This window comes from Bacillus sp. PS196, from assembly GCF_037963555.1.
Classification (GTDB): Bacteria; Bacillota; Bacilli; order Bacillales; family Bacillaceae; genus Bacillus; species Bacillus subtilis.
On the sequence record NZ_CP150159.1, the window covers coordinates 3,281,737 to 3,300,030 of the forward strand.

22 protein-coding genes are annotated in these 18,294 nt (G+C 44.4%); 11 read left to right on the top strand and 11 right to left on the bottom strand.

The genetic code is table 11. The features are described from left to right. Nucleotides 1-95 precede the first annotated feature (95 nt). Nucleotides 96-242 carry a YuzL family protein gene (locus tag NST79_RS17130; RefSeq protein WP_003240817.1) on the top strand — a complete coding sequence of 49 codons (147 nt, stop codon included), beginning with the start codon at nt 96-98 and terminating at the stop codon, nt 240-242. A gap of 24 nt (nt 243-266) precedes the next feature. On the opposite strand, the gene NST79_RS17135 is transcribed toward NST79_RS17130, so the two are convergent. Continuing rightward, nucleotides 267-1,175 carry a proline dehydrogenase gene (locus NST79_RS17135; RefSeq protein ID WP_212060790.1) on the bottom strand — a complete coding sequence of 303 codons (909 nt, stop codon included), beginning with the start codon at nt 1,173-1,175 and terminating at the stop codon, nt 267-269. Between the two features lie 94 nt (nt 1,176-1,269). Between NST79_RS17135 and NST79_RS17140 the strand changes: the two genes are divergently transcribed. From NST79_RS17140 to mdtP, 4 genes are all read left to right on the top strand, one after another. Next, complete coding sequence (locus NST79_RS17140; RefSeq protein ID WP_003228567.1) at nt 1,270-1,515, top strand: hypothetical protein; 246 nt, start codon at nt 1,270-1,272, stop codon at nt 1,513-1,515. A 12-nt stretch (nt 1,516-1,527) separates the two neighbouring features. After that, nucleotides 1,528-1,860 (top strand): spore coat protein, encoded by a 333-nt coding sequence (locus NST79_RS17145; RefSeq protein WP_003222766.1) that lies wholly within the window; start codon nt 1,528-1,530, stop codon nt 1,858-1,860. A gap of 158 nt (nt 1,861-2,018) precedes the next feature. Next, nucleotides 2,019-2,486: a MarR family transcriptional regulator MdtR gene (mdtR, locus tag NST79_RS17150; RefSeq protein ID WP_161476726.1), complete on the top strand. Its 468-nt coding sequence runs from the start codon at nt 2,019-2,021 to the stop codon at nt 2,484-2,486. Next, nucleotides 2,483-4,108 carry a multidrug efflux MFS transporter MdtP gene (gene mdtP, locus NST79_RS17155; protein ID WP_161476725.1) on the top strand — a complete coding sequence of 542 codons (1,626 nt, stop codon included), beginning with the start codon at nt 2,483-2,485 and terminating at the stop codon, nt 4,106-4,108. The genes mdtR and mdtP overlap by 4 nt, the downstream gene beginning before the upstream one ends. Before the next feature lie 35 nt (nt 4,109-4,143). On the opposite strand, the gene NST79_RS17160 is transcribed toward mdtP, so the two are convergent. After that, nucleotides 4,144-4,527, bottom strand: a complete 384-nt coding sequence (locus NST79_RS17160; RefSeq protein ID WP_015251261.1) for a tautomerase family protein — start codon at nt 4,525-4,527, stop codon at nt 4,144-4,146. 18 nt (nt 4,528-4,545) lie between these two features. After that, nucleotides 4,546-5,286: an SDR family NAD(P)-dependent oxidoreductase gene (locus NST79_RS17165; RefSeq protein ID WP_015251260.1), complete on the bottom strand. Its 741-nt coding sequence runs from the start codon at nt 5,284-5,286 to the stop codon at nt 4,546-4,548. Nucleotides 5,287-5,419: 133 nt separating this feature from the next. On the opposite strand from NST79_RS17165, the gene NST79_RS17170 reads away from it, so the two are divergent. Then, nucleotides 5,420-6,307, top strand: a complete 888-nt coding sequence (locus tag NST79_RS17170; RefSeq protein WP_163131523.1) for a LysR family transcriptional regulator — start codon at nt 5,420-5,422, stop codon at nt 6,305-6,307. 19 nt (nt 6,308-6,326) lie between these two features. Here NST79_RS17170 and NST79_RS17175 read toward each other — a convergent pair whose 3' ends face one another. The 4 genes from NST79_RS17175 to NST79_RS17190 form a co-directional block, all read right to left on the bottom strand. Next, nucleotides 6,327-6,614, bottom strand: a complete 288-nt coding sequence (locus NST79_RS17175; RefSeq protein WP_003228549.1) for a YusU family protein — start codon at nt 6,612-6,614, stop codon at nt 6,327-6,329. A gap of 24 nt (nt 6,615-6,638) precedes the next feature. Continuing rightward, complete coding sequence (locus NST79_RS17180) at nt 6,639-7,466, bottom strand: ABC transporter ATP-binding protein (protein ID WP_010886609.1); 828 nt, start codon at nt 7,464-7,466, stop codon at nt 6,639-6,641. A gap of 217 nt (nt 7,467-7,683) precedes the next feature. Then, the gene (locus NST79_RS17185) at nt 7,684-8,121 is read right to left on the bottom strand and encodes a YusW family protein (protein WP_014477935.1); all 438 of its coding nucleotides are present in this window, start codon (nt 8,119-8,121) and stop codon (nt 7,684-7,686) included. A gap of 109 nt (nt 8,122-8,230) precedes the next feature. Next, nucleotides 8,231-10,027, bottom strand: a complete 1,797-nt coding sequence (locus NST79_RS17190) for a M3 family oligoendopeptidase (protein ID WP_212060792.1) — start codon at nt 10,025-10,027, stop codon at nt 8,231-8,233. 134 nt (nt 10,028-10,161) lie between these two features. On the opposite strand from NST79_RS17190, the gene NST79_RS17195 reads away from it, so the two are divergent. Then, nucleotides 10,162-11,004 (top strand): oxidoreductase, encoded by an 843-nt coding sequence (locus NST79_RS17195; protein ID WP_212060794.1) that lies wholly within the window; start codon nt 10,162-10,164, stop codon nt 11,002-11,004. A gap of 89 nt (nt 11,005-11,093) precedes the next feature. Then, entirely contained in the window at nt 11,094-11,555 is a 462-nt protein-coding gene (mrgA, locus tag NST79_RS17200) for a metalloregulation DNA-binding stress protein MgrA (protein WP_014477938.1), read from the top strand. 42 nt (nt 11,556-11,597) lie between these two features. Here mrgA and htrB read toward each other — a convergent pair whose 3' ends face one another. After that, nucleotides 11,598-12,974 carry a S1C family serine protease gene (gene htrB, locus NST79_RS17205; protein WP_212060797.1) on the bottom strand — a complete coding sequence of 459 codons (1,377 nt, stop codon included), beginning with the start codon at nt 12,972-12,974 and terminating at the stop codon, nt 11,598-11,600. 277 nt (nt 12,975-13,251) lie between these two features. Here htrB and cssR point away from each other — a divergent pair, with 277 nt between their 5' ends. Beyond that, nucleotides 13,252-13,929 carry a secretion stress-responsive two-component system response regulator CssR gene (cssR, locus tag NST79_RS17210; RefSeq protein WP_003228529.1) on the top strand — a complete coding sequence of 226 codons (678 nt, stop codon included), beginning with the start codon at nt 13,252-13,254 and terminating at the stop codon, nt 13,927-13,929. Next, the gene (gene cssS / locus NST79_RS17215) at nt 13,926-15,281 is read left to right on the top strand and encodes a secretion stress-responsive two-component system sensor histidine kinase CssS (RefSeq protein ID WP_003228527.1); all 1,356 of its coding nucleotides are present in this window, start codon (nt 13,926-13,928) and stop codon (nt 15,279-15,281) included. The genes cssR and cssS overlap by 4 nt, the downstream gene beginning before the upstream one ends. 27 nt (nt 15,282-15,308) lie before the next feature. Here the strand turns inward: cssS and spxO are convergent, their stop codons facing one another. After that, a complete protein-coding gene (spxO, locus tag NST79_RS17220; RefSeq protein ID WP_003221681.1) occupies nt 15,309-15,473 on the bottom strand; it encodes an anti-adapter protein SpxO in 165 nt (54 codons plus the stop codon). A 167-nt stretch (nt 15,474-15,640) separates the two neighbouring features. Here spxO and NST79_RS17225 point away from each other — a divergent pair, with 167 nt between their 5' ends. Continuing rightward, nucleotides 15,641-16,516 carry a TetR/AcrR family transcriptional regulator gene (locus tag NST79_RS17225; protein ID WP_003243192.1) on the top strand — a complete coding sequence of 292 codons (876 nt, stop codon included), beginning with the start codon at nt 15,641-15,643 and terminating at the stop codon, nt 16,514-16,516. Between the two features lie 39 nt (nt 16,517-16,555). Here NST79_RS17225 and fumC read toward each other — a convergent pair whose 3' ends face one another. Then, nucleotides 16,556-17,944, bottom strand: a complete 1,389-nt coding sequence (fumC, locus tag NST79_RS17230; RefSeq protein ID WP_167408438.1) for a class II fumarate hydratase — start codon at nt 17,942-17,944, stop codon at nt 16,556-16,558. A 66-nt stretch (nt 17,945-18,010) separates the two neighbouring features. Beyond that, a complete protein-coding gene (locus NST79_RS17235) occupies nt 18,011-18,196 on the bottom strand; it encodes a YvzF family protein (RefSeq protein WP_003244599.1) in 186 nt (61 codons plus the stop codon). Between the last annotated feature and the right edge of the window lie 98 nt (nt 18,197-18,294).

Consider the following 18,294-nt stretch of genomic DNA (forward strand, 5'->3'; position numbering starts at 1 on the left):
TTAAAAGATTTCCGGTTCGACTTCAATAGCTAATTTGTTATTTTTTTGTATGAAGCCTATAAAAGTCGGGCAACTTAAGCCCGGAGGTGAAGGGAATGGTACGAGAGAAAAAAAATCCGTCTTCAGCGGCAGTCAGCGCGGCGAGCGTAAAGGGAGATGCCGGTCCGACTCAGCATTACGGCGGCGGAAAACGGACAAGTCAAAATCAGCAGTATAAAAAACATAACATGGAACAATCATAATGCAGCTGCTTCCCGCGGCTGCTTTCACTTTTTCAAAATTCCTTTTAACACAAACGCTGCATTGGCAGGCCGTTCGGCAATTCTTCTCATAAAGTAGCTGAACCAGTCCGTTCCATATGGGACATACACACGCATTCTGTAGCCTTCCTTGGCGAGTTCCTTCTGACGCTCCGGCCTGATGCCGTATAGCATTTGAAACTCAAATTGCGATGCGGGGATTTGATGTTCGGCGACGAGCTGTTTCGTAAATGCAATGATGTCATCGTCATGTGTGGCGACAGCCGTGTAGTTCCCGCTTAACAACTGCAGCTTTATTAAGCTCTGAAAATGAAGGTCCGTGCCTCTTTTGTCGGGAAACGCTACAGCCGCAGATTCTTTATAAGCGCCTTTTACAAGTCTGAGATTCGGCTTTAAGTCCCGCATCTTTCTGATATCTTCTGCCGCCCGGTACAAATACGCCTGAATGACCGTGCCGAGCTTCTCAAATTCCTGTTTGCATTGCCTGTAAATAGAAAGTGTCTGTTCATAATGAGAATAGTCTTCCATATCAATGGTCACAGCAACATCATATTGCTTCGCAACGGAAAGAATGGCGCGCAAATGAGTAAGAGCAAGTTCTTCTGAAAGATCGAGCCCGATTGAGGTCAGCTTAAGTGAAAGCTCTGAATTCAATTGATGTTCGGCAATGGCTTGAATGGCTTTCTTGCATTCCTCTGCGACTTGGTTTGCTTCTTTTTCCGAAGCTGCATACTCGCCTAAATAATCAATTGTTGCACACAAACCGGATCTGTTTAGCCTTTTGACGGTCTTAACCGCCGATTCAATCGTATTCCCTGCGACAAACCTTCGTGCTCCAAGCCGCGTTCCGTATGCTTTTGCGAACTTGGTAAGTGTTTTATTTTGAGATAAGAATAAAAACACATGTCTCAACATCCGACTCCCTCCCGCCGTCATCTTCAAAACACCTGTATATAACTCCCAGTCTGAAGGAAACTATAAAATGAACAGAAACCAAAGGAGGATCACAATGGATAATCAGCAGCAATCTCAAATGCCGCCTTCCGTTATTTCGACAAAGGATCATTTGTATCTCAATGACATGCTGAACTGGAATTTGCTCGCGATGAAAAAAGCGCATTTCATGGCGCAGCAGTGCCAGGATCAAACGTTAAAGCAAGAACTCGACCGCGTCGGACACATGCATCATGATCACTATCAAAGAATATTAAAGCACCTGCAGCCAGGCCAGCAGCAGTCCGGCTACATCCAATAAGGAGGCGCCAGAATGAATCAGCAAAATCAAAAAATCAGCAACCCGCAGACACCTGTACCGACAACATCGGAAATGAATGACAGAGATTTCGTCAACGAATTGCTGACAACCGAAAAATACATGACAACAGCTTATTGCACTGCTTTGCACGAATTCAGCCACGAGTCTCTTTATCAGGATATTCAATCCATTTTTGATGAGTCACAAAAAGCGCAAAGAAAACTATATGATCTCATGTTCCAATATGGATGGTATTCTGTTGAAGCGGAGGATGCACAAAAGCTGCAGCAGTCCTATCAAAAATTCCAGCAGACCATTCAGCAGCAGTCTCCTTATCAGCAATAACAACATTAGTAAAAAGGATACGATGTTCTTTCGGGCATCTATCCTTTTTTTGTGTAAAATCAGTTGACTTTTCATTTACGCTTATTTATATTTAATAAGCATTAACTATTTTGTCATTAAAATATATATACAGTGTATGTAACAGAGGGGAAATGAATATGAAGAGTGCGGATCAGTTAATGTCCGATATTCAATTATCGCTTCAGGCGCTCTTTCAAAAGATACAGCCTGAAATGCTGGAAAGCATGGAGAAACAAGGTGTCACCCCAGCGCAGCTGTTTGTGCTGGCCAGCCTAAAGAAACACGGCAGCCTCAAAGTTTCTGAAATTGCCGAGCGTATGGAGGTGAAGCCAAGCGCGGTGACGCTGATGGCAGATCGCCTTGAACAAAAAAATCTTATCGCCAGAACACACAACACAAAAGACAGGCGAGTGATTGATCTCAGTCTTACTGACGAAGGAGACAGAAAGTTCGAGGAGGTTCTGGCGGGCAGAAAAGCCATAATGGCGCGCTATCTTTCCTTTTTGACGAAGGAGGAGATGCTGCAGGCGGCGCATATTACAGCAAAGCTCGCACAAGCAGCAGAAACGGATGAAAAGCAAAACATGAAAAGAGGAAACGGATGAAAATGAGTAAAGAAGGCAAACAATCAAAACGAACGTTATTAATAACAGGCTTAATTATTGCCATGTTTTTTTCAGCCCTTGACGGTACCATTGTCGGAACGGCCATGCCGAAAATTGTCGGTGATCTGGGCGGTTTGAGCATGATGACCTGGCTGACAACTGCATATTTGTTAACATCAACAACCATTGTTCCAATTGCCGGTAAACTGGCTGATTTATTGGGACGCCGCATTGTCTATGTATCAGGTTTGATTATTTTTATGGCCGCTTCTGCTTTGTGCGGAATGGCCAACAACATGACGGAATTGATTATCTTCCGTGGACTGCAGGGCATCGGCGGAGGCATCATGATGCCGATGGCGATGATTGTCATCGGTGACTTGTTCACAGGAAAACAGCGTGCTAAATTCCAAGGTGTCTTTGGTGCAATTTACGGGCTGGCTTCAGTGATTGGGCCGCAAATCGGCGGCTGGATTGTAGACTCGTTAAACTGGAAATGGGTTTTCTATATTAACCTGCCAGTCGGAATTATTGCGGTTATTTTTATTGCCAGAGGATTACAGGGACGCCAGCAGACTGGTCCGATCAACTTCGATATCGCTGGTATTTTCACAATGATTGTCGGTGTTGTCAGCCTCCTGCTCGCCTTAAGCTTTGGCGGAAAAGATTATGCATGGGATTCATGGCAGATTCTTGGGTTGTTCGCTCTCGCACTGATCGGCATTGTCAGCTTTATCATCGTAGAATCAAAAGCAAAAGAGCCAATCCTGCCAATGTATTTATTTAAAAACAGAACATTTACATTTCTAAACTTGATCGGCTTCTTTATGAGTATCGGTATGTTTGGCGCCATTACGTTTGTTCCTTTCTTTATGCAGGGAATTGTCGGTGTAAGTGCGTCTGAATCGGGTACAATTATGACACCGATGATGATTTCTATGATTATCACAAGTATCATCGGCGGACAGCTTGTTTATAAAATCGGGATTAAACCGCAAATCATTGCAGGCATGCTGGTTATGGCCGGCGGATTCCTGCTGTTAACGACCTTGGATCTCGACACGAGCAAGCTTGTCGCTACATCTTTTATGGCGATTATTGGTCTGGGAATGGGTCTTGTTATGCCGATTCTGACATTGGCTTTACAGGAAAGCTTTTCGAAGGAGGAGCTTGGAGTTGTCACTTCATCCAGCCAATTCTTCCGTTCTATCGGCGGAACATTCGGCATTACCATGCTGGGAGCCGTAATGAATGCGAGATCAGGAAATCTATTAACAGATAAATTGGTTCCATATTTAGACTCTCTTCCGGCACAGGCAAGCTCGTTTGCCGCCCAGCTAAAGGGTATGATTGATACAAATCCGCAAGGGCTGCTGCAATCACTGTTCAGTCCGGACGCGGTCAAACAAATCCCTGCGGCTTTCTCATCCCATATTGTGCCGATTTTAAAAATATCGTTGATGGATTCGCTCCACAGCGTGTTTTATACGGGCCTGATCTTTATCGCAGTCGGAGCCGTATTCACCTTGTTCTTAAAACCTATCAAGCTATCAAATAAGAAAGCGGAAGACCAACAAGAAAAAGAGAAGGCGGCAAAAGCCGTTGAATCACCTTCCCATTAATAGAGCACCCCGCGGGTATCAATCCGCGGGGTTTTTTATTCAATCATCTGGGCTCTTCCATTTCCGAAAGACCAATCCTCAGCCTGATTTCCGGCCAGCATGATAAACACATCTTCTTTTCTGACGCCAAGCTCGGAATGAATCCGGCTCGCGATTGAGCGGTAAAGTGCTTTTTTCTGTTCAGTTGTTCTTGACTGTTTCAGTGTAAAATGAATGTATATCAGTTCATCAGTTCGCTCGACTTGGAGATAAAATGGATCATAAAAAAATTCGCTTTTTTCATATTGTCTGATGACTTGGAAATAGTCATCTTCCGGCACATTGATTTCTTCAATCATCGATTGGTGGACAGTCCTGCTCAGTTTTTGAAGCCACGCTTCGCTTCTTCCCGACCGTAAATGAATCTGTACAAATGGCATCTCCCTGCATCCCTTTCTTTACAGCGTCTGTCCGCTGTCAATTGTGATAATTTGGCCTGTGAGTGATTCCTGTTCAATTAGTGAACAAATCAATTTGGCAACATCATCTGGTTCAGCAATACACTGCAGCGGCAAAGAGCCAATCATGCTTTTCATTTTTTCTTCCCGTCCGGCCCACCATCTCGTTGCCACAGCTCCTGGTGCTACACCGCTCACTCTGATTTCAGGCGCTAAGGCGTGGGCCAATGATTTCGTTAAACCGTGCACCGCTGATTTTGATACTGCGTAAGGCATAGATGAGCCGGCACCAGTTACCCCTGCAATGCTGCCGACGTTTACGATCGCCCCGGCCTTGCTTTTCTTCATGAACGGAACCACTGCCCGCGCGCAGAAAAACATCCCTTTCACATTGACGGCATACAGCTCATCCCATATGTCTTCTGTCGCAGCCTCAAGATCATCCATTGGAATATGCCGTGTAATGCTGGCATTGTTGACTAAAATATCAACCGTGCCGTGTGTGTTCACGATTGCTTGAATCATATCCTGCACGTCGCTGTTTTTGGATACATCTGCTTGGATGGCGAAGGCTTGCCCGCCAGCTTTTTGGATCATTTCCACTGTTTCCTCCGCTTCTGATTGCGAGCGTGAATAATTTACCGCCACAATCGCCCCGCGCTTTGCCAATTCCATACTGGCTGCTTTTCCGATTCCTGTGCCGCCCCCGGTTACGAGAGCTATTTTGTTCAAGACATTCATTGCCGCCACTCCTTGCTGTTGACTAAAGTATATTTCTGATTCCATTGTAATCCAGCTTTGATGTTGCGTATAATGATTGTTAAAGATACTAGATATCACTCATATTGATAGCAAACGAACGGAGGAGTTCAAAATGGAAAGCGGAGATTTACGTGTGTTTCAAATGGTAGCCCGTGAAGGGACCATTACGAAAGCAGCCTTGCAGCTTGGCTATGTACAATCGAATGTCACGGCCAGAATTCAGCAATTGGAAGCTGATCTGGGTACCACACTGTTTTTGCGCCATAATCGGGGCATGACACTTTCTGCAAGCGGAAAATTGCTGCTGGATTACGCAAATAAAATTATAGGCCTGCTTGATGAAGCGTCTAAAGCGCTCTCATCCTCCGCAGAACCAAGCGGGCCGCTTATGATCGGCTCCACTCAGACAACCGCCGCGGTAAGGCTTCCAAAGCTCCTGGCATCTTATTATGAAGAACATCCAAACGTCCAGCTGTCTTTAACAACAGGACATACGCAATTTCTCCTTGATAAAGTTCTTCGTTATGAATTGGATGGCGCGTTTATCGGATGCGAATGCCATCATCCTGAGCTCGAATCCTATCCTGCGTTTGAAGAAGAACCAGTAGTTGTTTCGGCTGCCTCCGTGCCCGATGTTGAGGAAGCCATCACAAAGCCGATTCTCGTTTACAGCACAGGCTGTTCGTATCGAGAAACACTTGAAAAATGGCTGCGTTCCGTCGGTGTCACACAGCCAGTCATTATGGAATTTGGGACGCTTGAAGCAATTATCGGCGGGGTTACAGCAGGTCTTGGCATCTCGTTGCTGCCAAGAACGGTTGTGCAGAAACATGAAGCAGAAGGATCAATTCGATTGTACCCGCTGCCTGAAGCTCTCAGCCAGATGAAAACAGAATTTATTGTTCGAAAAGATTCGTTTATCAGCAGCGCGCTGAGAACCTTTATGGATTCCTTTACGCCAGATAAAACGGCTGAATCACAAAAAAGCAGTCTGCTATAATGAACAGACTGCTTTTTGGCTATTGTTTGTTTCGATGCGCTTCATTTAATTCCTTAATATGCTGAATGATCTCTTTAATGCCCTGCTTTGCATCAGGGTATGTCGCATTCCAATGCTTAGCGAGCGGAGGCATGCTTTTGGCTATATGGGTGTACAAAATCCATTGCTTCACTTCTTCTTTTAGCTCATCGTTTGTCTCACCAAGCAGAAGCTCAGTATACTTCTCCAGCAATCCATCCAGCTGCTCCTGAAGTTTTTGTTCCATTTTCCATCTTCCTTTCGAAAAAACAGCAAGGAGCTTTCTCAATTGAAAGCTCCTTCGCTGCGTTATTTATCCATGTGATGTGAAAGCGGCTTCCTGGACAATGCATCTGCCCCTGCCATGAGGAATGCAAAGAGGCGTTCCGAAGAGCGGATCCTGTGTAACCTGACAGTTCATAGAAAACACATTTTGCACAAGATCACAAGTGATGACCTCTTCCGGACGGCCTTCTGCATAAATCCGTTTATCTTTTATGGCCACAAGATGATGCGCATAGCGGCACGCCAAGTTTAAGTCATGGAGAACCATAACAATCGTCCGGTCTTCCTTTTCATTCAGCTCAAACAGCAAATCAAGAATTTCAATTTGATGCGTCATGTCTAAATACGTCGTCGGCTCGTCAAGAAGGATGATATCCGTTTCCTGGGCAAGCGTCATCGCGATCCAAGCCCGCTGGCGCTGTCCGCCTGACAAAGAATCAACGGCACGGTCAGCCATGTCCTCAAGCTTTGTTGCTTTAAGCGCTCTTTCAACTGCTTCCTCATCCTCTTTTGACCACTGCTTCAGCCAGTTTTGGTAAGGATATCTTCCTTGCTTCACCAGCTGATGCACCGTCAGCCCCTCTGGAGCCGAAGGACCTTGGGGCAGGATTGCGAGCTCTTTTGCGACTTCCTTCGTCGGAAGCTTGGCAATCGCTCTTCCTTCCAGCAGCACTGAACCGCCTCTCGGCTTCATCAGGCGCGCTAATGAACGTAAAAGTGTCGATTTTCCGCAGCCATTGCTGCCAATAAATACGGTAATTTCACCTTTGGGAATTGTTAAATTCAACTCATCAATAATAACGGCATCCCCGTATCCTAAGCTCAGCGTTTCTGTAGAAATTGCACTCATACCCATAACCGCTCCTTTTTGCTGGCTTTTTAGCAGCACTATGTATTGCACGTTTTCTATATACATGCTTTTAAGTCAATTGTCATCAATGCAAGTGATTCCGATATTCAGCCATTTGATATGGTCATATATCCCTCATTGTAGCAGAAAACACTGACTTTGAAAATCATTTTCAATTAGTTTTATGGACATAATTGACGTTTATGGGTTTTTTATCACAAGATTACTTCTTGATTTCTCTGATGGAGCCGTCCTTCAGTTTCAATTTTAAATCGATGTGATCATAATGACTGTCCAGATTAAATGCTGCCAGCACACTGTGTATCACTTCTGTTTCAGCCATTTGGTCTGTCACGGAAAGCTCGCTCAAAATCATTTTCATCTCATCCAGTGCTTCTTCTCCCTCCTGATTGACACCGGAGAGCTTATCCTGTATTTCCGCTTTTTCCTGAGTCCCGTTCTTTGTATAGATTCCTTCATAACGGTTATGCTCACCATCCCCGTAGCTCACACGAAGCGAAAAATTACTGTAGGGAACGGACTTCAGCTGGGTGACGGCTGTATTTTCTCCTTCTGCCTGCTGCTGGTCTTCATTGAAACGGCAGCCCGCAATCAGAACCACTGCGAGACATACAGCCCCGGCTGCTCTGATCAAATGCATATGTTTCCCCCCTGTAGGATTCCATTTATTTTAGGTATATCCAGAGAATGAAATCCTCATTCAGAGAAGAATTGAAAAAGCCGGGGCATTTAACGCCACGGCTTTTTCTTTAAGATTCGGTCATTTGTAAAAAGGTTTCGGCGTCACGCACAGCCAGCTTGATGGCATTCTCCCAGAAATCGCGCTTTGTGATGTCAGCGCCCAAATGCTTAATCGCCAAATCCTCCACTGTCATAGAAGCCGTATCGCGCAATAGCGCCATATACTTCTCTTCGAATGTGTCTTTTTCTTCAAGCGCCAACGCGTAAATGCCAAGAGAAAACAGGTAGCCGAATGTATAAGGGAAATTGTAAAACGGCACCCTCGTGATGTGAAAGTGAAGCTTTGATGCCCAAAAAAGTGGATGATACTCTCCTAACGCATTGCAGTAAGCCTCTCTTTGCGCCTCTTCCATCAGCTCATTCAAGCGGCTGGCCGGTACCACTCCCCGCTTTCGTTCCTCGTAGAATCTCGTTTCGAATAGAAATCTCGCGTGAATGTTCATGAAGAACGCAACACTTCTTTGCACTTTATCCTCCAGAAGAACAAGCTTTTCTTCCTTTGTCTCGGCCTGCTGGACAGTCGCGTCCGCGACTATCATCTCTGCAAACGTTGAAGCCGTTTCCGCAACGTTCATAGCGTAGGAACGGTTTAACAGCCTGACGTCGAGCATTGCTTCCTGATGGAACGCGTGCCCGAGTTCATGCGCAAGAGTAGAGACATTTGAGGCGCTGCCCGAAAATGTCATGAAAATCCGGGATTCCCCGCTGTCAGGAAAGCTCGTGCAAAAGCCGCCGACTCTTTTTCCACTCCTGTCTTCCGCCTCAATCCAGCCGTCCCGAAACGCTTTTTCAGTGAATGAGGACAGCTTTTTGCCAAATGTTGAAAACTGGCTGGTAATGATATTTGCGGCTTCATCATACGAATAGGCCTTTCCGTCAGAACCGATCGGTGCCTCGACATCGTACCAGCTGAGTTTTTCAAGGCCGAGCATGGATGCTTTCCGGTTCAAAAACTGAACGAACGGCTTCTTGTTTTCAGTGATGACCTGCCACATCGTATCAAGTGTTTCTTTTTTCATCCTGTTAATTTGCAGCGGTTCCTTCAGGACATTCTCCCAGCCGCGCGCTTTATAGGTTTCAAGCCGGAATCCCGCCAAATGATTCAGCGTGCTGCTGAAAATATCTTGCTTGCTCTCCCAAGCTTGGCGGAAATGTTCATATACTGTTTTTCTGACAGTACGGTCTTGATGGTCCATCATATTCTCCGCCTGACCGACAGACAATTGCTTGTTTTCACCGTTTTCCTCATAGGGGATCGTCATTTTCCCGACAACCATATTGTAGAAGTCACTCCAAGCGTGATATCCGTCCACGGCAAGGTTCCCGATCAGTTTTTCTTTACCGGGGCTAAGCTTTTCGGCAACCCTCTGTCTTCTTTCATTTAATATGTAAGAAACATCGCGCAATCCCGGTTTTGTTAACAACCTATTCCACACTTCTTGATCAATGTCCACAAGTTTATGATCTAATGTAACGAGCGACGATTGAAAATCTGCGGAAAGCCGGTTCATGAGTGCCTGATGCTCTATAGCCTTTTGATCATTGATATTCTGGGCCTGAAGGCAGGCAACAAACGCGCCGGCCTGCTGAAGCTTGACGGATGTCTGTTCGAATAAATCAAGCAACGCGGTCAGTCCTTCAGCCTCTTCAGGCGATTCAGGCACCTGAAACGCATCAGTCCTGTCTTGAAATGCACGCAGACTTTGTGACAGCTTCTCAATATAACCTTTGAATTCTTCCGATTGGCTCCCGCCCTTAAAAAATGAATCAAGATCCCATCTTTGGCCTACCCCTTCCAACGCCATTTCACAAAACCCCTTTCCTTCTTTCGTTCTATTATAGAACAATTCTGAATTGTTTTATAAAAATTTCTTTTTACAGGCGTCATCTCCTGTTCAGGATAGTACAATAGCTGTAGCAGTTTAATAGGAGGGTTAGGATGAATAAAAAAATAGCAATCGTAACGGGAGCCTCCAGCGGCTTCGGTCTGCTGGCAGCTGTAAAGCTTGCCCGATCATTTTTCGTGATAGCCACATCAAGACAGCCTGAAAAAGCGGAACAGCTGCGGGAATTGGCTGCAGCACACAATGTGTCTGATTCTATTCACATTACAGCTCTCGATGTCACCGATGAACAATCTATAGTCTCATTCGGAAAAGCCGTTAGTGCTTACGCCCCGATCGACTTACTCGTTAACAACGCCGGAACGGCTTATGGAGGTTTTGTCGAGGATGTGCCGATGGAACATTTCAGACAACAATTTGAAACGAACGTCTTCGGTGTGATCCATGTGACAAAAACCGTTCTGCATTACATAAGAAAGCATGGCGGCGCAAAGATTATAAACGTGAGCAGCATCAGCGGACTGACCGGATTCCCAGCGCTGTCGCCATATGTTTCTTCTAAGCATGCATTGGAAGGTTTTTCTGAAAGCCTGCGTATCGAGCTGCTTCCGTTCGGTATCGAAACCGCTTTGATCGAGCCGGGCTCATATAAGACATCGATCTGGACAACGTCATTATCAAATTTTATGTCGGTGCCTGCTGACGATTCAGCCTATCATCAATACTATAAAAAGATCCTTTCCTACGTTGAAAAAAACGGAGAAGAAAGCGGAGATCCCCAAGAGGTTGCCGACCTCATTTATCAATTGGCAACAAAACAGCATATCAAGAAATTGCGATACCCGATCGGAAAGGGCATCAAGCTCACCCTGCTGTTCCGATCGTTTTTTCCTTGGTCTGCGTGGGAGTCTATCCTGAAGAAAAAGCTATACAGCTGATCTAAATTATAATTATTATAATTTAGTATTTATTTTTATTTAGTATATGATATAATTAAGTCAACAGATCACAAGGAGGACGTTATCTTATGAAAACTGAAAACGCAAAAACAAATCAAACATTAGTTGAGAATTCAATGAACACACAATTATCAAACTGGTTTCTTTTATACTCTAAGCTCCACCGTTTCCATTGGTATGTGAAAGGGCCTCATTTCTTTACATTGCACGAGAAATTTGAAGAACTTTATGACCATGCGGCTGAAACAGTGGATACCATCGCTGAGCGCCTGCTGGCGATTGGCGGACAGCCTGTTGCCACAGTGAAAGAATACACTGAGCATGCATCTATCACAGACGGCGGAAATGAAACATCAGCATCAGAAATGGTACAAGCATTGGTAAACGACTACAAACAAATCAGCAGCGAATCTAAATTCGTGATCGGCCTGGCTGAAGAAAATCAAGACAATGCGACAGCGGACTTGTTTGTCGGATTAATTGAAGAAGTTGAAAAACAAGTGTGGATGCTTTCCTCTTATTTAGGATAAAAAAAGCTGAACCCTATTTGGGTTCAGCTTTTTGTTTTTTTCTTAGCTTGAACTGCTTTCTGTCTGCTTGGTCAGTGTTGCGTTCAACGTTTTCGTTTTTCCCTTTCGCAGCACTTGGATTGTTGTTTTATCTCCGACTTTTAAGTCTTTGTAAAGGATCTGACGGATATCCGCACTGCTTTCCACGTCTTTACCGTTTAGTTTGACAATGACATCCTCAGATTTAATACCTGCTTTTTCTGCCGGCGAATTTGCTTGAACTTCTTTTACATAAACACCTTTGCCCAATTGATCTCCAAACAGACCGAGCGTATTTTCCTGATAGGTTTCAGGAACTTGTGACATGTCAATCATCTGCACGCCTAAAAACGGACGGTCCACCTTCCCGTTTTGCAGCAGCTGGTCAACAATCGGCTCGACATCATTGCTTGGGATCGCAAATCCAAGTGATTCCACGCCGCTTTCGCTCACCTTCAAACTGTTGATGCCGATGACCTGGCCGCTTGCATTGATTAATGGGCCTCCGCTGTTCCCCGGATTGATCGCTGCATCAGTTTGCAGCACGTTCATTTCCACCGTCCCTTGTGTTGTATCCACATCAATTGTCCGGTTCAATCCGCTAATGATGCCTTGTGTCACCGTACCGGAAAACTGCTGTCCGAGCGGGTTACCGATAGCGATTACCTTTTCGCCAGTGCGCAGCTGTGAAGAATCACCAAAGCTCGCCACTTTTTTGACGTTCTTGCTGCTGATTTCCAAAACTGCCAAATCAGTAATGGTATCGCTGCCGACAAGCTTGGCAGTTTCCGTTTCTCCGTTGTATAGCGTAACAGTCAGCTTGTTCGCGCCTTCAACGACATGGTTGTTTGTAATGATATACGCTTTATTGCTGTCTTTTTTGAAAATAACACCTGACCCGGTTCCGCTTTCACTTTCTGAGCTGGAGCCTCCTCCTGTGCCGAATGTGTTATTTTGAGAGGTTTGGATATTTGAGATTCCGACAATCGTAGGCTCTAAATCCTCTACCATATCAGCGATGTTTGATGCGTTCGTTATCGGCGCCGTTGTAAAATTATCAGACTGCACCTGTTTATTTGCGGAAGCGGTCTCGGTCGCCTGATTTTGGTCTGACGGCAGATAAGGCGCGATGCCAAGCATGAGGCCCCCGCCGATAATACCGCCTAAAATCGGGCTCAGCCATGCGGCTCTCCGTTTCTTTTCTTTTTTCACAGCCGTTTGTTGCTTTTCCATTTCTAAAGCAGAAGCCGTTTCCTGCCGTCCCGCTTCATACGACACAGGCGCGTCAAGCAATTCTTGTTCAGAATGTCCAATCAGCTTCTGGTTTTCTGTATTCTGCTGTTCTGTATGTGAAGGTTCAGTTTGATGTTGATCGTTTTGGCCATCACGTCGATAATCCATGTTCTGACACTCCTTTAACGGTTATTCATTTATCGTTACATATTCATCGCATGTACAAGTTCAATTGTCCCAATAATGAGGAGAAAAGCAAAGCACCAAAATAGAATATGTTTGATCATCCTACATCTTCCTCGCTCTTTTTCTCTTCCTTTCTTCCCTTAACCATATCATAAACAAACATTGTGGGATAAAAATGAAAAGAATATGTGAAATTATGAAAATTGCCTGCCGTATGTTAAAACTAGTTTATAATGACGTTGAAAGGATGTGAAGAGCCTTGTCATACACCATTTATCTAGTTGAAGATGAGGATAACCTGAATGAACTGCTGACGAAGTATTTAGAGAATGAGGGCTGGAACATTACATCTTTTACGAAAGGTGAAGACGCCAGAAAGAAAATGACACCGTCTCCCCACCTATGGATTCTCGATATCATGCTGCCGGATACCGACGGCTATACATTAATAAAAGAAATCAAGGCGAAAGATCCTGACGTGCCGGTCATTTTTATTTCCGCCCGAGATGCGGATATTGACAGAGTGCTTGGCTTAGAGCTTGGCAGCAATGACTACATTTCAAAGCCGTTTCTGCCGCGGGAGCTGATTATCCGTGTGCAAAAGCTGCTGCAGCTCGTATATAAGGAAGCTCCTCCTGTCCAAAAAAATGAAATTGCCGTCTCCTCGTATCGGGTCGCTGAAGACGCCCGCGAGGTCTATGACGAAAACGGGAATATCATCAATTTGACGTCAAAGGAATTTGATCTGCTGCTATTATTTATCCATCATAAAGGGCATCCATACTCTCGTGAGGATATCCTCCTAAAAGTGTGGGGACATGACTACTTCGGAACAGACCGGGTAGTTGATGATCTCGTCCGGAGACTGCGCAGAAAGATGCCTGAATTGAAGGTGGAGACGATTTACGGTTTCGGCTACAGGATGATGTCATCATGAAAAACAAGCCGCTCGCGTTTCAGATATGGGTTGTCATATCCGGCATCCTGTTAGCGATATCGATTTTACTGCTTGTGTTATTTTCAAACACGCTGCGAGATTTTTTCACTAATGAAACGTATACGACGATTGAAAATGAGCAGCATGTTCTGACAGAGTACCGCCTGCCAGGTTCGATTGAAAGGCGCTATTACAGCGAGGAAGCGACGGCGCCGACAACTGTCCGCTCCGTACAGCACGTGCTCCTTCCTGAAAATGAAGAGGCTTCTTCAGACAAGGATTTAAGCATTCTGTCATCTTCATTTATCCACAAGGTGTACAAGCTGGCTGATAAGCAGGAAGCTAAAAAGAAACGTTACAGCGCCGACGTCAATGGAGAGAAAGTGTTTTTTGTCATTAAAAAGGGACTTTCCGTCAATGGACAATCAGCGATGATGCTCTCTTACGCGCTTGATTCTTATCGGGACGATTTGGCCTATACCTTGTTCAAACAGCTTCTGTTTATTATAGCTGTCGTCATTTTATTAAGCTGGATTCCGGCTATTTGGCTTGCAAAGTATTTATCAAGGCCTCTTGTATCATTTGAAAAACACGTCAAACGGATTTCTGAACAGGATTGGGATGACCCAGTAAAAGTGGACCGGAAAGATGAAATCGGCAAATTGGGCCATACCATCGAAGAGATGCGCCAAAAGCTTGTGCAAAAGGATGAAACAGAAAGAACTCTATTGCAAAATATCTCTCATGATTTAAAAACGCCGGTCATGGTCATCAGAGGCTATACACAATCAATTAAAGACGGGATTTTTCCTAAAGGAGACCTTGAAAACACTGTAGATGTTATTGAATGCGAAGCTCTTAAGCTGGAGAAAAAAATAAAGGATTTATTATATTTAACGAAGCTGGATTATTTAGCGAAGCAAAAAGTGCAGCACGACATGTTCAGTATTGTGGAAGTGACAGAAGAAGTCATCGAACGATTGAAGTGGGCGCGGAAAGAACTATCGTGGGAAATTGATGTAGAAGAGGATATTTTGATGCCGGGCGATCCGGAGCAATGGAACAAACTCCTCGAAAACATTCTGGAAAATCAAATCCGCTATGCTGAGACAAAAATAGAAATCAGCATGAAACAAGATGATCGAAATATCGTGATCACCATTAAAAATGACGGTCCGCATATTGAAGATGAGATGCTCTCCAGCCTCTATGAGCCTTTTAATAAAGGGAAGAAAGGCGAATTCGGCATTGGTCTAAGCATCGTAAAACGAATTTTAACTCTTCATAAGGCATCTATCTCAATTGAAAATGACAAAACGGGTGTAACATACCGCATAGCAGTGCCAAAATAGACTGTAGATGTTTTGCAGTCTATTTTTTTATGTGAAAGAATAGCCGTTAAAATCTCTGTAATTTGTTTTGAGCGGCTGTTTGCATTGATGAACCCATTTTTTCTCTGACAAGGTCTGCTTCGGATATTTGACTTTCTCCACTTTGATTCCTCTGTTTCGCAAGCGGCTGATCATTTCGTCCAATTCTCTCATTCTAGATTCACCCTTTCGCTTGAGCTTTGACCATTCGGTCATCTCAATTTATAATATAAATAATACATGATAAAAAAACAAGTTACAATAAGGTTAATTTTATAACAGACGGTGTGACTATATGGTCATATCCTAGCAGGCCTCCGGGCTCCGAAAGGGTGGAACCATTGAAGGAAAAAGAAAAACTGATTATTGAAACAGCCTTAAAACTATTTGCCCAAAAAGGATACAATTCAACATCAGTCCAGGAAATCGCAAAAGAATGCAAAATATCTAAAGGCGCTTTTTATATTTATTTTCCTTCGAAAGAAGCGCTTCTTCTCTCTATGCTGAACTACTATTATGATAAAACGTTTACCCGAATTTTAAATATTAAAACGAAGGGCGACAGCCCCAGAACGGCTTACCGTAAACAGCTGACCGTCCTCTATGAAAACATTCTTGAACACAAAGATTTTATCAGCATGCAGTTGAAGGAGGGTTCTCTGCCTTACACAGAAGAAGTGGAGCAATGCGCAAAAAAAATCCGCCAGTCCTCACTTCAATTTCATATCGACAGCCTGCTGAACATCTATGGAAAAAAAGCGGAACCCTACACTGCTGAGCTTTGTTTTTTAATAGAGGGCATCAGCCAGATTTACCTGGAATGCATGATTTTGCTCGGGTACACTGTGAAGCCGTCTCAATTAGCTGATATCATTATGAATCGAATTGATGATATGGTAAAAGGCATGTCTGAACGAAACGATAAGCCTTTCATCACATTGGAAGAGGCGAGCTCTTTATTCGGGCCTCTTACGCACGGACGGCCTGACCCGCTGACTGAATCGATTGTGAAAAGCCTACGTGACAAAATTAACAGCTTAAACACAAACTCCTCTCTTGAATTATCGGAGAGCCTGGACATACTTGAAGCAGAAATGAAGAAAAAAACACCGAAGCTGGCGATCATAAAAGGAATGATTCATAATCTGACGGAGTCTGAAGCTCTCGCCAAAGATGCGGAACAGCTTAAATATTTATTAAAACAGCAACATATTTAGAAGAACGGCTGCTTAAAAAGCAGCCGTTCTTTCTTTCTATTACGCCTTTGGTTTTACCATGTCTTCCGGCTTAACCATTTCGTTAAATTGCTCCTCTGTCAGCAATTCAAGCTTCAAAGCTGCTTCTTTGAGCGTCAATCCCTCTTTATGGGCAAGCTTGGCGATTTTCGCCGCGTTTTCATAACCGATATGCGGGTTCAGCGCCGTAACAAGCATTAATGAATTTGACAGGTTTTCCTGAATGGTTTCTTTATTAGGCTCAATACCGACAGCACATTTATCATGGAATGAATTCATGCCGTCACTGAGCAGCTGCACAGATTGCAGGAAGTTGTAAATAATAACAGGCTTAAACACGTTCAGTTCAAAGTTCCCCTGACTCGCCGCAAAGCCGATTGTCGCATCGTTCCCCATGATTTGCGCTGCGATCATTGTTAACGCTTCGCTTTGTGTCGGGTTGACTTTACCAGGCATAATGGAGCTTCCCGGCTCATTTTCAGGAATGACGATCTCCCCGATGCCGCAGCGGGGTCCGCTTGCGAGCCATCTGACATCGTTCGCGATTTTCATTAAGTCAGCAGCAAGCGCTTTTAATGCGCCATGCGCATAAGTAATTTCGTCATGGCTTGTCAGCGCGTGGAATTTATTCGGCGAGCTGCTGAACGTTTGGCCGGTCAGCTTAGTGATCTCTTCTGAGACAAGCTCTCCAAACTCTGGGTGAGCGTTGATACCCGTTCCGACAGCCGTTCCACCAATTGCAAGCGCACGCATTTTATCTGTCGCTTCCAAAATCATTTCCTTCGAACGGTCCAGCATGTGAACCCATCCGCTGATTTCCTGTCCGAGGGTCAGTGGCGTAGCATCCTGAAGATGCGTGCGTCCGATTTTGACAATATCATTGTATGCTTTTGCTTTTTCATCCAGTGTATTGCGAAGCTGATCAAGCGCCGGCACAAGCTGCTCGTAAATAGCCAAAACAGCGGCAACATGCATCGCAGTCGGGAATGTGTCGTTTGAGCTTTGGCTGCGGTTCACGTCATCATTTGGATGAATCGTTTGATCAGAGTTCTTCTCTTTTAATAAAGCAGTCGCACGGTTGGCTACCACTTCGTTCATGTTCATATTGCTTTGAGTGCCGCTTCCGGTCTGCCATACGACAAGCGGGAAGTTGTCATCGTACTTGCCTTTGAGCACATCATCACAAACCGCTGCAATGGCTTCTGCTTTTTCAGCATCCAGATTGCCGAGGCGTTTATTAGCTAGAGCTGTGCTTCGTTTTAATATTGCAAACGCCTTCACAACACGCATCGGCATTTTTTCAGAACCGATCTTAAAGTTCTCCTTGCTTCGCTGTGTTTGGGCGCCCCAAAATTTATCAGCAGGAACTTTTACTTCTCCCATGGTGTCTCGTTCAATTCTGTATTCCATTTATGTATCCCTCCATAACGGTTGCTTCAATAGATCATAATTCGCCAATGACACAAAAAATCCTTTTTATTTTTCGATCTTGGCAGATTTTAATTTTAATTCAAGATATACGCGGGAATCCTTTGAATATTTGTATTTTGGATTTGTCCTGCCGTACTCCTTTGATGTATAAGAGACATCATAATGCTGTTCAAATGATCTAATGAGCTGTTCAATTTCTTCTTGTTTTCCAGCTAGCCTTACCTGTGCCACTTCGTCTCCTCCGCTTTCATAAAAAAACTTACTCCATGAAATACTCTAACACAGTATATCATTTTTTTAACAGGAAAAGATAACCTCTACTAAGGTTT

Excerpts from the sequence above, each read along its gene's own strand:
- htrB (WP_212060797.1), bottom strand. The coding sequence starts at position 12,974 with ATGGATTATCGACGTGATGGCCAAAACGATCAACATCAAACTGAACCT.
- cssS (WP_003228527.1), top strand. The coding sequence starts at position 13,926 with ATGAAAAACAAGCCGCTCGCGTTTCAGATATGGGTTGTCATATCCGGC.
- mrgA (WP_014477938.1), top strand. The coding sequence starts at position 11,094 with ATGAAAACTGAAAACGCAAAAACAAATCAAACATTAGTTGAGAATTCA.
- NST79_RS17130 (WP_003240817.1), top strand. The coding sequence starts at position 96 with ATGGTACGAGAGAAAAAAAATCCGTCTTCAGCGGCAGTCAGCGCGGCG.
- mdtR (WP_161476726.1), top strand. The coding sequence starts at position 2,019 with ATGAAGAGTGCGGATCAGTTAATGTCCGATATTCAATTATCGCTTCAG.
- fumC (WP_167408438.1), bottom strand. The coding sequence starts at position 17,944 with ATGGAATACAGAATTGAACGAGACACCATGGGAGAAGTAAAAGTTCCT.
- NST79_RS17185 (WP_014477935.1), bottom strand. The coding sequence starts at position 8,121 with ATGCATTTGATCAGAGCAGCCGGGGCTGTATGTCTCGCAGTGGTTCTG.
- NST79_RS17170 (WP_163131523.1), top strand. The coding sequence starts at position 5,420 with ATGGAAAGCGGAGATTTACGTGTGTTTCAAATGGTAGCCCGTGAAGGG.
- mdtP (WP_161476725.1), top strand. The coding sequence starts at position 2,483 with ATGAAAATGAGTAAAGAAGGCAAACAATCAAAACGAACGTTATTAATA.
- NST79_RS17180 (WP_010886609.1), bottom strand. The coding sequence starts at position 7,466 with ATGGGTATGAGTGCAATTTCTACAGAAACGCTGAGCTTAGGATACGGG.
- NST79_RS17135 (WP_212060790.1), bottom strand. The coding sequence starts at position 1,175 with ATGTTGAGACATGTGTTTTTATTCTTATCTCAAAATAAAACACTTACC.
- NST79_RS17140 (WP_003228567.1), top strand. The coding sequence starts at position 1,270 with ATGGATAATCAGCAGCAATCTCAAATGCCGCCTTCCGTTATTTCGACA.
- NST79_RS17145 (WP_003222766.1), top strand. The coding sequence starts at position 1,528 with ATGAATCAGCAAAATCAAAAAATCAGCAACCCGCAGACACCTGTACCG.
- NST79_RS17190 (WP_212060792.1), bottom strand. The coding sequence starts at position 10,027 with ATGGCGTTGGAAGGGGTAGGCCAAAGATGGGATCTTGATTCATTTTTT.
- NST79_RS17195 (WP_212060794.1), top strand. The coding sequence starts at position 10,162 with ATGAATAAAAAAATAGCAATCGTAACGGGAGCCTCCAGCGGCTTCGGT.
- NST79_RS17160 (WP_015251261.1), bottom strand. The coding sequence starts at position 4,527 with ATGCCATTTGTACAGATTCATTTACGGTCGGGAAGAAGCGAAGCGTGG.
- spxO (WP_003221681.1), bottom strand. The coding sequence starts at position 15,473 with ATGAGAGAATTGGACGAAATGATCAGCCGCTTGCGAAACAGAGGAATC.
- NST79_RS17165 (WP_015251260.1), bottom strand. The coding sequence starts at position 5,286 with ATGAATGTCTTGAACAAAATAGCTCTCGTAACCGGGGGCGGCACAGGA.